Origin of the sequence: Clostridium senegalense JC122, assembly GCF_000285575.1 — a bacterium.
GTDB classification, from domain to species: Bacteria; Bacillota; Clostridia; order Clostridiales; family Clostridiaceae; genus Clostridium_J; species Clostridium_J senegalense.
This window is the reverse complement of the sequence record NZ_HE611053.1, coordinates 121,564-136,925: the sequence shown is the minus strand read 5'-3', so window position 1 is coordinate 136,925 and position 15,362 is coordinate 121,564. Positions and strand designations below refer to the sequence as shown.

At 25.3% G+C, this 15,362-nt stretch carries 13 protein-coding genes; 2 read left to right on the top strand and 11 right to left on the bottom strand.

Features of this window, described 5'->3' with window-relative positions; all coding sequences use genetic code 11:
• Nucleotides 1-577: 577 nt before the first annotated feature.
• Nucleotides 578-1,804 (bottom strand): MFS transporter, encoded by a 1,227-nt coding sequence (locus CSGHG_RS14685; protein ID WP_010296839.1) that lies wholly within the window; start codon nucleotides 1,802-1,804, stop codon nucleotides 578-580.
• Between the two features lie 229 nt (nucleotides 1,805-2,033).
• Nucleotides 2,034-4,235, bottom strand: coding sequence for a DNA topoisomerase III (locus CSGHG_RS14680; protein WP_010296837.1), 2,202 nt, complete (start codon nucleotides 4,233-4,235; stop codon nucleotides 2,034-2,036).
• Between the two features lie 688 nt (nucleotides 4,236-4,923).
• Between CSGHG_RS14680 and CSGHG_RS14675 the strand changes: the two genes are divergently transcribed.
• Together CSGHG_RS14675 and CSGHG_RS14670 are read left to right on the top strand one after the other, a co-directional pair.
• On the top strand, nucleotides 4,924-5,478 hold the full coding sequence (locus CSGHG_RS14675) for a hypothetical protein (RefSeq protein WP_010296835.1): 555 nt from the start codon (nucleotides 4,924-4,926) through the stop codon (nucleotides 5,476-5,478).
• A 205-nt stretch (nucleotides 5,479-5,683) separates the two neighbouring features.
• Nucleotides 5,684-5,914: a hypothetical protein gene (locus tag CSGHG_RS14670; RefSeq protein WP_010296834.1), complete on the top strand. Its 231-nt coding sequence runs from the start codon at nucleotides 5,684-5,686 to the stop codon at nucleotides 5,912-5,914.
• Between the two features lie 102 nt (nucleotides 5,915-6,016).
• On the opposite strand, the gene CSGHG_RS14665 is transcribed toward CSGHG_RS14670, so the two are convergent.
• The 9 genes from CSGHG_RS14665 to CSGHG_RS14620 all read right to left on the bottom strand — a co-directional run bounded on the left by CSGHG_RS14665 (nucleotide 6,017) and on the right by CSGHG_RS14620 (nucleotide 15,350).
• Entirely contained in the window at nucleotides 6,017-7,450 is a 1,434-nt protein-coding gene (locus CSGHG_RS14665) for a DEAD/DEAH box helicase (RefSeq protein WP_026022381.1), read from the bottom strand.
• Nucleotides 7,451-7,654: 204 nt separating this feature from the next.
• Nucleotides 7,655-8,953: an ABC transporter permease gene (locus tag CSGHG_RS14660; protein ID WP_147582249.1), complete on the bottom strand. Its 1,299-nt coding sequence runs from the start codon at nucleotides 8,951-8,953 to the stop codon at nucleotides 7,655-7,657.
• On the bottom strand, nucleotides 8,901-9,254 hold the full coding sequence (locus CSGHG_RS14655; RefSeq protein WP_026022379.1) for a hypothetical protein: 354 nt from the start codon (nucleotides 9,252-9,254) through the stop codon (nucleotides 8,901-8,903). The genes CSGHG_RS14660 and CSGHG_RS14655 overlap by 53 nt, the downstream gene beginning before the upstream one ends.
• Complete coding sequence (locus CSGHG_RS14650; protein ID WP_010296831.1) at nucleotides 9,247-9,960, bottom strand: ABC transporter ATP-binding protein; 714 nt, start codon at nucleotides 9,958-9,960, stop codon at nucleotides 9,247-9,249. The genes CSGHG_RS14655 and CSGHG_RS14650 overlap by 8 nt, the downstream gene beginning before the upstream one ends.
• A 249-nt stretch (nucleotides 9,961-10,209) precedes the next feature.
• Nucleotides 10,210-11,280: an NAD(P)H-dependent flavin oxidoreductase gene (locus CSGHG_RS14645; RefSeq protein WP_010296829.1), complete on the bottom strand. Its 1,071-nt coding sequence runs from the start codon at nucleotides 11,278-11,280 to the stop codon at nucleotides 10,210-10,212.
• A 760-nt stretch (nucleotides 11,281-12,040) separates the two neighbouring features.
• Entirely contained in the window at nucleotides 12,041-13,159 is a 1,119-nt protein-coding gene (locus tag CSGHG_RS14635) for a sensor histidine kinase (RefSeq protein WP_010296825.1), read from the bottom strand.
• Nucleotides 13,149-13,841 (bottom strand): response regulator transcription factor, encoded by a 693-nt coding sequence (locus CSGHG_RS14630; RefSeq protein WP_010296823.1) that lies wholly within the window; start codon nucleotides 13,839-13,841, stop codon nucleotides 13,149-13,151. Before CSGHG_RS14630 ends, CSGHG_RS14635 begins: the two co-directional genes overlap by 11 nt.
• Nucleotides 13,834-14,571, bottom strand: coding sequence for a D-Ala-D-Ala carboxypeptidase VanY (locus tag CSGHG_RS14625; RefSeq protein ID WP_010296821.1), 738 nt, complete (start codon nucleotides 14,569-14,571; stop codon nucleotides 13,834-13,836). The genes CSGHG_RS14630 and CSGHG_RS14625 overlap by 8 nt, the downstream gene beginning before the upstream one ends.
• A gap of 491 nt (nucleotides 14,572-15,062) precedes the next feature.
• Nucleotides 15,063-15,350, bottom strand: a complete 288-nt coding sequence (locus CSGHG_RS14620; protein WP_026022378.1) for a metal-sensing transcriptional repressor — start codon at nucleotides 15,348-15,350, stop codon at nucleotides 15,063-15,065.
• Nucleotides 15,351-15,362: the final 12 nt, after the last annotated feature.

Here is a 15,362-nt window from a genome sequence, read left to right as displayed (position 1 = left end):
CCCCCTTGAAATAAATATATAAAATTTTGAATATTTAGTCATTGTTCAATAGCGATAAAATTTACATCTTTTTTTATACAATTGTTACAATTTTTAAACAACAAATTATTTAAAACGATTTTGGTAAGCATTTACTTATTTAAAATCAAAGGCAAAACATCATAATCCTTTCGTAATTATTAAAATCATGTAACATACATTTACCTTCAAATTGATTTTATAAAAAGTAAATGCATAATTTATAGTATTTATAACAATATAATTACTTAATATACATATATTTTTTAAGATGTTGATGTTCTAAATTAAAATAAAAATTTTCATATATAAATTAACTTTTGAGCTTTGATACGCAAAATAGTAAGACACACTCCCAATCGCTTTAAATTCGATAAAATTTTTTAGATTTACCAATAATTTTAAATTAGAGCCTGTTTACCTATATTATTATCAGAAATAAAAAGTGAGCATCTCACCTTTTAATGAAATACTCACCTTCTTTATTTTTCTATGCTAACTTGTATTTAAATACGATTTTATAAATCCATTGTTCACAATAAGTAATTATTATCTAATTTTAAATAGATACATTTTTCAACTCATTACTTTTTCTTTTTCTACTACTAATCCATAAAATTAGAGCTCCTAACATCATTAATATTGTAGATAGATAAAAACCTATTACTTTTGAACCTGTTAAATCACAAACTACTGCTGTTATATAAGGGGATAGTACTGAACCGGACATTCCAAAGAAATTAAATATCCCTAAAGTTAATCCGTAATTCTTTGGTTCTGTAATCTCTGCAACATAAGAAACAATAATTGGATCTATTGCAAGTTTTCCAAAGAAGCCATAACAAATTAATCCAATCAATAATATTACTTTTGAAGTAGCCTGCGCACTGACATAAAGTGCGATTGCCGAAAGTATAATAAGATAAACTATTATTTTTAATTTATATTTATTAAATTTATCAGAAATTTTTCCAAAAAATATTGCACTTGGTAATGCCGAAAATGCACTTACAGCAGAAATGTACCCCACCATCATCCCTTCAAATCCACGTTCAGCTTGTAGAAAATTAGGTAACCAAGTAGCCATCATGTAATATCCATAACAAATTGAAAAGTAAACAAATGAAACAGCTATTAATCTTAAATTTAAAATAGTTTTTAATGAAGTTTTTGAAGTTCCTTCACTTTTTGATTTTTTCACTATTGGTGTATTGTTTGGTAAAAATTTTATAAAATTTAATAGTACTATTACAATAATTGCGCTAGTAATAAATAGTAGTGTTCTCCACTTAAAACCTAAGATACTTAAAAATGTAGATCCTATCATCCCCATTCCCATACCAATAGCCGTACCACTATTAATCACTGCATTTGAAAAAGTTCTTTTATTTAACGGAATATTTTTTATTGAAAGAGAGTAGGAACAAGCAAAAAATACACCACTAGCTAATCCACAAAAGAAATTAGCAATATACATAACTTCTATTGAAGGTGCTAATCCCATACAAAAGCTAGCTATTGCAAAAATAATAAAACTTGGTATTAAAATTCTCTTTTCTCCATATTTGTCTGACATTATACCTGCTGGTATTTGTATTAAAGTGTAAGCTAAAAAATAAGAACTAAATACTAATGCTAATCTTGAATCAGATTGAACATTTAACCCCTCTTTAATGTTGGGTAAAACAGGATTTAAAACTGTTCTACTAATCCAAATAATAGTCCATCCTAAAAATAATATGGTTATAATCTTCTTCCAAGAAACTACTTCTGAATTATTTTCCATTAAATTTCCCCCTAAAATAATAAATTTATGATATTTTACAAAACATTCAAACATATCACAACATTATAAATAAGAATAATAACATTAAACCTTCTTATATTTTACATAATCTATATAATATAGTAAACAAATCCACTATAATTACATAGAAAAGGTATGAAATAGTTAAAGCTCTAGTCTTCTTTACACTATTTCATACCTTTTATTTCATTTGTTTTTTATTCTAATCCTATTTATTTGATTCTTTAAATAAATCCATTAATCCTGCAAAAGCATCATTTATTGGTGCGTCAGCTTCTTTTTTCATCTTCTTCATATAATTATTTACATCTCTTTTATTAACTTTATCACTTTTTTTATCAAATCTTTTATTAAATGATGAAGCTTTTTCTCTAAAGTTACAGTTTGCACCAGAACATACATAAATTTGTCCTTCTCCATGTCCTTTCAAAATAAGCTTTTTCTTACACTCTGGACATCTTGCATTTGTTGTTCTACTTATAGATTCTCTATGTCCACATTCTCTATCTTGGCATACATTCATAACACCAGTTTTAGTTTTTACTTCCAACATATATTTTCCACATTTTGGACATTTACTTCCAGTAACATTGTCATGTACAAATTTATCACTACTTGATTTTACATCTCCAACAAGTTTAGTTGCATAATCTCTCATAGAAGTTATAAATTTTTTATCATTAGCTTTACCCTTGCTTATAAGTTCTAGATCACTTTCCCATTGCGCAGTTAAAAGTGGTGATTTTAAATCTTCAGGAACTAAATCTATTAGTTGTATTCCTTTTGATGTAGGAATTATATCTTTACCTTTTTTCTCAATATAAAACATATTATATAATTTTTCTATTATATCAGCTCTTGTAGCAACAGTACCAATTCCACCTGTTTCACCTAAAGTCTTAGCAGCGTTTTTATCTACATGAACATATTTTTGTGGGTTTTCCATAGCAGATAGCAATGTACCTTCATTAAATCTTGCAGGTGGTTTAGTCTCTCCTTTTTTCATATCCACAGATAAAATTTTAACTTTTTCACCCTTTTCAAATTTAGGTAGCATTTGCTCTCTTAAATCATCTATATCCTCTTTGTCATCATCCATTTCTCTATCATATACAGCTTTCCATCCCTTAGACTGTACAACTTTACCTTTAGCTAAGAACCTTTCGCCTTTTACATTTACATCAACTGTTGTTTGAATGTATTCAAACGGCGGCAACATTACAGATAAGAATCTTTTTATAACTAAATCATACACATTGCGTTCTTCACTACTTAAATGTGATATAATTACTCTTTCTTCTGTTGGAATTATAGCATGGTGGTCACTTACTCTATTATTATCTACAAAAGATTTATTAGCTTTAATACCTTTTCTTATTATATCATCACAAAACATTCTATAATTCCCAAAAGAAATAGATTTTAATCTATCTTTTAATGTTGGAACTATATCTGTTGTTATATGTCTTGAGTCTGTTCTTGGATATGTTAATATTTTATGATTTTCATAAAGTCTTTGCATTATAGACAAAGTCTGTTTTGCCGAATATCCAAATATTTTATTACAATCCCTTTGAAGTTCTGTTAAATCATAAAGCATAGGTGCATAATTCTTTTTAGCACTTTCCTTAACTTCTACTACAGTTCCTTCTTCTTTATTTGTTTTAGCAACTATACTTTCTGCCACTTTAACATCAAATATTCTAGAATTATTCTTGTTATCTACATGTGTTAAATTAAACCCATTGCATTTTCCATTTATAGTATAGTATGCTTTTGGTTTAAAATGCTTAATTTCATTTTCTCTATTTACAATCATTGCAAGTGTAGGAGTTTGAACTCTTCCTGCTGAAAGAGATGCATTATATCTACAAGTTAATGCTCTTGTAACATTTAATCCTACAACCCAGTCAGCCTCTGCTCTAGCTGTTGCTGCCTTATAAAGATTTTCATATTCTTTTCCATTTTTTAAATTTTTAAAACCATCTAAAATAGCTTTATCCGTTTGAGAACTTATCCAAAGTCTTGAAAGGGATCCTCTATAGTGACATTTATCAAGTATCCATCTTGCAACAAGTTCACCTTCACGACCTGCATCTGTTGCAATTACTACAGACTCTATATCATTCCTTCCTAAAAGTTTTTTTATTTCATAAAACTGTTTCGAACTTTTCTTAATAACTTCAAGTTTCATTTTATTTGGAAGCATAGGTAAGTTTTCCATGTTCCAGCTTTTATATTTATCATCATAGCTTTCTGGTGATGCTAATGTTACTAAATGACCTAAAGCCCAAGTAACTATATATTTATTTCCTTCTATATATGATCTTTTATTTGAATTACATTTTAAAACCCTAGCTAAATCTCTTCCTACACTAGGTTTTTCCGCTAATACTAATATTTTTGACATTTTAATACCTCACTATATTTCTATATTTAATTTTAGTAATATTAACAAAATATAGGTCTGTAAACTTATTACATTGTTAAATAACAAAATAATTTTTCACCTTAAACCAACCTTTTGATACAGATAAATAAAATTATTAAAAGTTAAATTTCAAATCTATTTACCTACTTTTAATTTACTAATTGAACATTTTGGTAGTTACTACATAAATGTTATACTATAAAATTTAAATTATCAACAATAACTGATTAAATAATTATTTTTCTATTGCAAATAATATTAACTTTTTATAATTAAAGTAATTTATATATTTTACTTTAATGTATTATTTTTCAATATATAGTTCAATTTCAATACTTTGTTATAATATTTTATTTTTATTTTATTTTATGTAAATATATTTTTTAAATTTTAGTACCCACTTACACATTTTTCACATATATTAAAGTACAGAACTATATTTAAATTACATTATTTTATAGTGAAACAAACTCTAATTTAAATTAAAATCATTACATGTTTGAATCACTGTTTTATATGTTAAAGTTCTGCATCAAATAAATTTGATAACAATTTTAAATACCATAATAAACTATTATATAATTAATTTACAGAGTAGTTTTGTAGAAGTATTTTATAATATACTAAGTTTTATCCCTTAGTAACTTCATACCATAGAGGTGTTTGTATGCTAGAAAATACTTTTCAAAAAGAGTTAAATATTCTTAAACAAAAACTTACTTTTGCAATTGGTAACTACTCATATATTAAAATAGAAGAACCTATGTTCTTGGAAAATAATATATATCTTATAAATATATTTGTAAATTGTAATGACAATATAGCAAAGTGTATTAGAGCAATACTTCCAAAGTTTTATAATCTAAAAAATACAACAGTATATGTTAAAGTGTTCAATTCTTCTAATACAGAAATTAATTTTGAAATTTCTTCTTTTACCGAAGAAGATGTTGCACATTTATTTTATATTGCACTTTATAATAATATATATTTTAAAGGCTGTTTGCTTACAAAATACTACTTGCCTATAGAGATATTAGATTTTATAGGACAAGTTGTCATTGTGATTTACAGTGAAGTTCTTTTCTCTAAAGATATAAATAAACTTTCTTTTCCTATAGAAACCATTTTAAATGAAGTTTTCATTTTATATTATAACCCTGATATAAAAGTTAGTTTTGTAAGTAATAAAAATATTTTCTTTAACAATAAATTCTTATAGTAGCAACGGGAGCTATTTAAAATTAACCCTTTCTTAGAATTTAAAAGCTCCCTTGCTTTTTTATATTAAAATTATTTATCCTAGACAATTGTAATACAGAAAAGTACTAAATTATTTTTTAAAAGGAGTTTCTAGTATAATTATTGAATTTTAATATTGAATTTTGCGTAACTTTTATTAAACTAAGAATAAAGCGAGGATAATTATGAAAGATAAAATTTTGAACATAAGTATATTTATATTAAGTCTTATTTGCTTATTAATATCACTTAAATTATTTTGGAATATGGGAATTTATGTTGATGAATTTGATACTTCACTTGATGTAGTCTTAGGTGGAGATTTATGGCTGTCTATGGATTGGGCAAGATTAGGATTTTCAGCAATATTATGTGTATTATCTGGTGTAAACCTATTTAAAGGAATTGACAAATAATCTAACTTAATAAACTGGTACCTATAGACTGTACACAATACTAAAAGTGTCTTATCTATAGATACCAGTTTATCAAAGTTTTCTTTTTAATTTAATTATTTTTTAGCTTTTTTGAATTTTAACCTTTTTTCCCTTTACAGATATTTCTTTATAACTGCTTAAAAGTTTTTTTCCTTTTCCGTTTAATATATCAACAAAAGAACATCCATCTTGAACATCTATTATACCAATGTCATCACCAGTAATTCCTTCAAGATTGCTTATAGCTCCAACTATATCTATTACTCTTATCTTTTTCTTCTTTCCACCATTTATATAAAGTTTTACAACATCACTATGTATAGTTTCTTTACTAATTTTCTTTTTGTTATCTTTTAAATCATTTTGGCTTTCCTTAAACTTTTTCTTTCCTTCTCTAACTTTTTCATCAGTTGGGAATTCTCCCTCTTTTATTTCATAGCCTACATATTCTTCTATTTGTTTTAAAAATCTTTTTTCATAATTATCAACAAAAGTTATTGCCTTTCCTTCCTTACCAGCTCTACCAGTTCTTCCTATCCTATGCACATAACTTTCTTTTTCCATTGGCACTTCATAATTAAACACGTGGGTTATACTATCTACATGTATACCTCTTGCTGCTATATCTGTTGCAACAAGAATTTTAAACTCTCTATTTTTGAATTTTTCCATAACTTGCATACGTTCATTTTGTAGCATATCACCATGAAGCTCTTCAACTAAAAATCCTTCTCTTTTCATAAGTCCATACACATACTTAACTTTGTCCTTAGTATTACAAAATACTATTGCACTATCCGGTATTTCACTGTAGATATTAGTCCATAAAGCTTTAAATTTTTGTTTGTCTTCAACGTGTAAATAGCTTTCCTCTATTTTAGCCTTATTTAATACTTTAGATTCAACATTTAAAACTTCTGGAGATTTCATATAATTCTTACTTAAATTTTCAATTTCCTTTTCAATAGTTGCAGAAAATAATGAAGTAACCCTTTCTTTAGGTAGCTCATTTAAAATTTCTTTTATTTGATCTATAAAACCCATATTAAGCATTTTATCTGCTTCATCTATTACAACAAAGTTTATGTTATCTATTTTTAATGTTCCTCTATTAATATGATCTATTACTCTTCCTGGAGTTCCTATAACAATATGTACTCTTTGTTTTAATTCTCTTATTTGATCGTTAAAAGGTTGTTTACCAAAAATAGCTGCTGCTCTAACCTTTTTTAATCTTCCTATGTTAGATATGTCCTCTTTAACTTGCATAGCTAATTCCCTTGTTGGAACTAATACTAATGATTGTACTACTGAATTTTCCACCTGTGTTTTCTCACATAAAGGTATACCAAAACTTGCAGTTTTTCCACTTCCAGTTTGGGATTTAACTATAATATCTTCCCCTCTTAAAAGATATGGTATTGCTTTTTCTTGTACTTGTGACGGTTTATTAAAACCTAAATTTTTTAAAGCTTTTAATATATGTTCATCTAGATTTAAATCTTCAAATAATATATTTTCCATTAAAACTCTCCTTATTATATAATTATTTATAAATGTAAATATAGTGTTATAAAACAAATTAAAGGAGGCACATTATCCTCCTTTAAACCCACTATACACTTGACATATAGAAAAATAATAAATTAATACACTTATATATTATTTTTTCTATATGTCTTGCATAAAATTCCACCTTTAAAGTCTCTATATATAGTATTATAATTTATTAAATAATTCAACACCTTTATTTTTTAATATATTACATAAGATAAATATAATACATATCAAAACTAAAGCTAAAATGCTAATAAATATATTTATATTTTTAATTTTTAAAAATATAAAGCTAATAACAGGTATAACTACAATAACCATACCAAACATTACTCCTAAAAAAGAACTTAAACTTTGCTTTACTACTACTGTTTCTGATGTCCAAACAAGCTTTGGAAAATATAAATTTATAATAAGTCCTCCTATAGCTACTGTAATTCCATATAACGTAGGTATTATTAAATACCATAATAATTGAATTAATGTTGCTTTAAATGCTATTATTAATAATACTGAATTTATCATTACAGCTGGTACAATTAGAATTAAGTTAAAGATAATTTTACTTTTAAATATATCTATTGTTTTTATAGGAGATGACTTTAATATCCACAAATTATTACTTTCTAAAGATATTGAAGATGAAGTTGTGCATGTCATTACTACACAAAATGACATGATTACTATTACAAAATTTCCAATAAACTCCTTAGCTACTGGAATGTCTAAAATTTTCATTAATTGATCCTGTCCGAAAAACAAAGCTATTATTGACACTATTGTTAAAAGAACTATACCAAAAAAAGTATTTAAAACATATACACTACTTGAAAAGTATCTTTTCATTTCCTTTTTAATTAATGCTTTTAATTGAGATGACTCAGATAAGTCCTTCATTTTATAGTTATCTTTTTTATAAGTTTCCATAAGTTTAGAATTTATAACTTTAAAGCTTTTGTTAAATACATATATAAATAAGCTAAATACTGCTATAGAAAGTAGTATAAATTTAGAAGCATATAAAAAATTTAAATCTTTTATTGCTAAAGTAAAGTAGTAAGATGGTATATATACTTTTTTAAGGATATTACAAATACCATTCACATCTAATGCTTCTGGACTAATACTATTATCTAAATTCATAGATATTGCCATAAACAATATTACTGCTATAAAGCTCATTATTATTGTTACTAAATTTTTATATTTCATTCTTGATGAAACATAACTTATTATAAAAGCTACTACAGATGCAACCACTATTGGTATAAATGGTACAAATATAAAAAGTATAATGAAATTTACAACATTTAAAAAGCTTGTATTACTATTTATAAAATAAATTATAGTTGGTGGAACCATTATTATAATCTCTACTAGATAATTTATAATTATTAAGTTAAGAAGTTTACTTAAAAGTATTGTATATGATTTTAATGGCAATGCCATTAAAAAAATCAAAATCCTTTTGACCAAAAAGAAATCCTTGCGCTTTATACAATGATGTGAAAAATATAAGAGCAGTACTTCCAATAACTCCAAAATATAATAAAATTTCTAATCCTCCAACAGTACTTAATAGCTTTCCTATTTCCATAAAATATTTACAGGCAATCAAAACTAACATTCCAATACTTATAGCAACAGTTAAAAACATAAGTATTATTCTACTTTTCTCTTTTTTTGAAGTTTCTTTTAGTAGCTTATTTATACCTGTTAAATTTAAAAAATCTACTTTTATAAGTGCAATTAAATTACTCATTATCAACCAACTCCATAAATAAATCTTCTAATGAACTATCTCCTTTAACTTCATTTACAGGTCCATTAGCTACAATTTTTCCACCTTTTATGATTGCAATTTTATCACAAAGTTTTTCTGCTACTTCTAAAACATGAGTTGAAAAGAAAATAGAATGTCCATTTAAACAAAGCTCTTTCATTATCCCTTTTAATGTATGAGCAGCTTTTGGGTCTAAACCAACAAAAGGTTCATCTAATACTAAAAGTTTAGGCTCATGAATTAATGCAGATATTATAGCAAGTTTCTGCTTCATTCCATGTGAATAAGATGCTATTAAATCCCCTAATGAAGCTGTTATTTCAAATTTTTCACTATATTCCTTTATTCTTTCTTCTCTTTCCTTTTTACTTACTCCATATATATCAGCTATAAAATTTAAATATTGAATTCCTGTTAAAGCATCATATAAATCTGGATTATCTGGTATGTATGCCATAATTTTTTTGCATTCTAAAGACTTTTCTTTAATAGAAATATTATCTATTAGGATATCCCCTTCCTCAAAATCTAATATTCCTACTATAGATTTTATAGTTGTTGTTTTTCCTGCACCATTATGACCTATAAATCCAAATATTTCGCCATTTTCAACTTGAATTGAAACATTATCAACTGCTTTTTTTCCACCAATATAAGCTTTAGATAAATTATTTATCTTTAACATTGTTAATCCCCCTGTTATTTATTCTTTATTTCGTATTAGATATTTAGACAATTATCTAAATATCTAATACGATTATATTACTTTTATTTTGTTTTGTCTATATTAAACATGATTTTAAACACCAACTTAGAACCCTATAGAAAATCACTTTCCATAGTGAATTAAGATTTATACCATTAACTTAATAAAAGCTTGTAAAATTTAATTTTACAAGCTTTTATTACATATTAAATTAATTTTTAAAATACTTTATGCTCTTTCTATTCCTTCAACTAATTCATCCATTAACTCTTTAACTGTAGTTATTTTATCTATTTTATATCCATTATCTCCTATAAATATTAATCCGTCATCTATATTCCCTTTTACTGAACTTATAAGGGCTTTTGATATACAATATGGGGTTTTAGTTGGATCACATGGTATTAAACAATTATAACATCTTGTTATTTTTTCTTTTTCCTTTGAAACTTTTAAAATAAAATCATTTTTAACTGCTCTACCAGGCATACCTACAGGACTTTTAACAATTCCTATATCTTCTTTTCTTGCATTTACATAAGCCATTTTAAAATTTATATGGGCATCACATTCCTTTGTAGCAACAAACCTTGTTGCCATTTGTACACCATCTGCACCTAATTTAAGATAATTTGCAATATCTTCCCCACTATAGATTCCTCCAGCTGGCACTATAGATATATGTTTTTTATATTTTTCTTCATAAGTTCTTTTTAACTCTAAAATATCTTTAACTGTTTTATTAAAATCTAAGCTTTCTATATTTTCAAGCTCTTCATTATTAAATCCTAAGTGTCCACCTGCTCTAGGACCTTCTACAACAATAACATCTGGAATCCTATTATATTTTTTATCCCAAACTCTTAATATCAATTCTGCAGCTTTTACACTTGATACAATAGGCGCTATTTTTACATTATATCCTTCCACTAGTTTAGGTAAATTTCTTGGTATTCCTGCACCAGAAATTATAAGATCAACTCCAGCTTCTAATGCTACTTTTACATGTTCCTCATAATATCTTGTTGCCACCATTATATTAATTCCTATTATTCCATTTTTACACTCTTCTTTAGCTTTTAAAATATGTTTTTTTAAAGCTCTTAAATTAGCCTCTATTGGTTTTTTTTCAAAATCATCTTCGTCATATCCAATTTGGGCCGTAGAAATAATTCCAACTCCTCCACACTTTGCAACTGCTGCTGCTAAAGACGATGATGAAATTCCAACTCCCATTCCACCTTGTATAATTGGTAGCTTCGCTACTAAATCACCTATTTTTAATCCTTTAAAAAGCATAATTATAATCTCCTTTTACAAAAATTATTTTGATAATCAAAATATTTTATAATCAAAATAATATTATACATCTTAAAATTTGTCAACTTTTATTCCATAAAATGGTTTTGAGTTGAATTTATATTAATTTTAAAATTTTAAATAAAAAATAGAGAACTCTACATTTTATATTGCAGAGTTCTTTATTAAATTTCTTTATAATTAATACCTAGTTAAAAAAACTTTTATTTTAATGTTAATTTTACCATATAATATTTAATGCTAATAAACATGATATATCATATTTATTAGATTACTAAATAGAAAATAAATAAATAATATTATAAGCAATATATAAAATATAATTCTAAAAAACATATATTTAGAACACTCTTTTAATATCTCTTTAACTTTTAATAAAATATCTTTAATTGCATAAATTCCCGCTATAGCAATTGTTAAATAAAAGACTAACTTTATATAATAGTTACTCATTATTTTCTCATTTCTAAATAAAAATAAAAACGTAATAAGCAAAATAAAATTTAATATTCTTAGCATAGTATAAATCCTATTTCTCATTATTTACATTACCTTTCTAATCTTTTACTTGAATTGATTATATCACATAACTTCCATTTATTTACTTGAATTTTTCTTAATTCCAATTATCTTAAGTATTGCAATTTTCTATATAAAATCAGCTGTATCAAAATAAATTTACCTACCATATTAAATTTATATTAATTTAAAGTTTTAAATAAAAAATAAAAACTCTACATTAATTATCGTAGAGTTTTTTTATTGGTAATTTAATTTCAAATATAGTTTTTTCATCATCGCTATATGCACATATCATTCCATCATGTAATTCAATGATATTTTTAGTTATAGCTAAGCCTAATCCAGATCCGCCTATATTGCTATTTCTTGACTTTTCTACCCTATAAAATCTATCAAATATATGAGGGAGATCTATTGATGATATTGATTGACCATAATTTATAATTTGAATTACAGCCATATCTTCTTCAGCTTTTGTTGTTATATCAATGTAATAGCCATCTTTCCCATACTTTATAGCATTAGACAATAAGTTTTCAAATGCTCTTACTAATTTATCTCCATCTGCACTTACTACCAACTTATCTTCTGAAAAATCAACCCTTGATTCCATCTCTGCACTCTTAAATTGGTACTCAAAATAAGCTACTACCTGTCCTAACAAATCAACTAAATTTATATCTTGCTTATGTATATTAATAGTATTATTTTGCATTTTAGTAAGTTCAAATAAGTCATTTATAAGTACATTTAAACTCTTCGACTTTTCATATGCTATATTAACATAATACCTAAGTGCCACTTCATCCTTATATTGATCATTATCAATAAGTTCTAAATATCCCATTATTGAGGTTAGCGGAGTTCTTAAATCGTGAGAAACATTAGTTATTAAATCATTCTTAGTCTTTTGTGCATTTCTTTCTGCTACTGTTATATTTTTAAGTTGTTTTGATATATCATTTATATTGTCTGCTAAATTTTTAATATCGCCTTTTCCATCAATATGTATTTCTTTATCTAAATTTCCATTAGCCATTGTTTCAGTTTCTTCTATAACAGCTACAAAATTTTTATACTTTTTATAAGTTATAATTAAATAAAAAATTAAAAATAAAATTAATCCTACTATAAAATTAATATATTCTCCTACAATTTCATACTTAAGTACTCTCCAAAAGAACCAAAAATAATAAGCAAAATTATTATCAAATTCCACATATAAATAATTTAATAAAATCTTTATAATATATGCCGTTATTAAAGTTAATATTAACGACATTAACATATCTGCTAATGAAGATAATTGATATTTATATATTCTTTTATTTTTCAATTTTATAACCAACTCCCCATACTGTATGAATTATCTTATTGCCTTCCATATATTCTTCTATTTTATCTCTTATTCTACTCATATGTACCATAACCGTATTGTTTGACTGATAATATCTTTCTTTCCAAACTTTCTCAAAAATTTCTTCCGCACTAAAAACTCTTCCTCTGTTATTAGCTAACAAATATAAAATTTCAAATTCCCTTGCTGTTAAACTTATTTCTTTATCGTTTATAGTTACTTTATGTTTATTTTTATCTATGATCATAGATTCTATTCTTATTATATTTTCTACATTTTGTAATTTAGTATTTAAAAAGTATGCTCTTCTAAGTAAAGCTCTTATTCTTACAGTAAGCTCTAACTGATTAAATGGTTTGCATAAATAATCATCGGCACCAGTCATAATACCTTGTATTTTATCTATATCTTCTGATTTTGCACTTAACATAAGAATTGGCATATTATATTTTTCTCTTATTTTTTTGCAAGTTTCCATCCCATCCATTCCTGGCATCATTATATCTAGAACTATTAGACTAATATATTCTTTATTCAATATTTTTAAGGCCTCATTTCCACAACTTGCTTTAAATACAGTATACCCTTCATTTTTAAGATTTATTTCTAATAAATCTCTTATTTCCTTCTCATCATCTACTACAAGAATATTATTATTCATTTAACCCTCCATATATATAATTATTTTTTAAGTATTCTTCTAAAGTAATTTCATTATTATAAATAGATTTAGCATTTTCTTTACCCACATATCTAATATGCCAAGGTTCATATTCTACTCCTGTTATATGTTTTTTTCCATAAGGATATCTTATAATAAATCCAAATTTATAACAATTTTTTTCAAGCCAATCAGCTTCTTTTGTTCCTTTTACAAAATATCTATCTTCATTAGTAATGTCTATACATAAACCTGTTTGATGTTCACTAAATCCTGGTTTAGCTACATAATCATCTGCACTTTCTTTTCCCTCCGACATTACCCTACTTCTGTAAGTCTTTTTTTGTAATTTATAAGACCTATATCCCGAGTTTGCAAGTAATGTTACTCCCTCTAATTTGGCTTCATTTATTAATTCTTCTAATGGTTTTACAATAATTCCTGATACATGTTGCTCCTCATCTGTAGCTTCACCTGTAAACTCTATATTAGGTATTGTTAAATCTTTAGGTTGATACTCTTCATCTAAACCATACTCATAATTTACTAACATTAACTCTGTATCTTTATTAATAATCTTTTTTTGCTCTGACAAATGGTTAGTTTTTAAGTTCAGATTAATTCCTTCTAAATTGAAATTATATAATCCTACAGATAAATAAATAACTATATAAAAAAGTCCACAAATTATTATAGTAATTCTTAAGATATTTTTAAATATATTTTCCATGAAACTTACCCCTTTTTCTATGTGATAAATATATTTTAGGAAATAGAGTTTACAGTATTTTTAAAAATTTCTTAAGAAATCTTAAGTTTTAAAATATATATAGTATTTTCAAATATAAAGTTCCTTTCCTTTAGTTATATCCCATTAGATTCTGAATAAAACTTCCAATACCTATAAAATTTAATAATAATTTAAAGACTATATTAAATATCTTACATAATTTTTTGCGAAAAAATAGAACTTAATATAAGGTTCCAAGTTTTAAAATTACTCATTCCAAAACTTGGATACCTAAAATAGTGAGACATGCTCAGAATGACTTCAAATTTAACACTATATCTTGTATAAAAACATTTTAAGATTATTGAATAAATTTAAATTGGAGCTTGCTTCTCTATATAATAAATTAAGTTCTACTCTATTTTTATTATAAGTAAATTTAATAAATTTTCATTTACTATTCCTTAAGTTTATATCTTCACCTTTGTATATTATTTCATAAACTTATCAATTGCATTATTTAAATCTTTAAGTACCTTATCATCACCTGTTTCTATGGCATCAACAACACAATTTTCAATATGATCTTGTAAAATAATTTTACCAATATTATTTATTGCTGATTTTACCGCAGAAACCTGTATTAATACTTCACTACACTCTCTACCTTCTTCAACCATTCTTTTTACAGATTCTAAATGTCCTATTGCTCGTGAAAGTCTATTTACTACAGCCTTTGTATTCTTATGTGTATGCTTATGTTCATTATTCTCATCCATATAACTATTCTC

What these genes read in the sequence shown, in the direction of transcription:
- CSGHG_RS14685 (WP_010296839.1), bottom strand. Translation starts at nt 1,804, where the DNA reads ATGGAAAATAATTCAGAAGTAGTTTCTTGGAAGAAGATTATAACCATA.
- CSGHG_RS14680 (WP_010296837.1), bottom strand. Translation starts at nt 4,235, where the DNA reads ATGTCAAAAATATTAGTATTAGCGGAAAAACCTAGTGTAGGAAGAGAT.
- CSGHG_RS14675 (WP_010296835.1), top strand. Translation starts at nt 4,924, where the DNA reads ATGCTAGAAAATACTTTTCAAAAAGAGTTAAATATTCTTAAACAAAAA.
- CSGHG_RS14670 (WP_010296834.1), top strand. Translation starts at nt 5,684, where the DNA reads ATGAAAGATAAAATTTTGAACATAAGTATATTTATATTAAGTCTTATT.
- CSGHG_RS14655 (WP_026022379.1), bottom strand. Translation starts at nt 9,254, where the DNA reads ATGAGTAATTTAATTGCACTTATAAAAGTAGATTTTTTAAATTTAACA.
- CSGHG_RS14650 (WP_010296831.1), bottom strand. Translation starts at nt 9,960, where the DNA reads ATGTTAAAGATAAATAATTTATCTAAAGCTTATATTGGTGGAAAAAAA.
- CSGHG_RS14645 (WP_010296829.1), bottom strand. Translation starts at nt 11,280, where the DNA reads ATGCTTTTTAAAGGATTAAAAATAGGTGATTTAGTAGCGAAGCTACCA.
- CSGHG_RS14630 (WP_010296823.1), bottom strand. Translation starts at nt 13,841, where the DNA reads ATGAATAATAATATTCTTGTAGTAGATGATGAGAAGGAAATAAGAGAT.
- CSGHG_RS14625 (WP_010296821.1), bottom strand. Translation starts at nt 14,571, where the DNA reads ATGGAAAATATATTTAAAAATATCTTAAGAATTACTATAATAATTTGT.
- CSGHG_RS14620 (WP_026022378.1), bottom strand. Translation starts at nt 15,350, where the DNA reads ATGGATGAGAATAATGAACATAAGCATACACATAAGAATACAAAGGCT.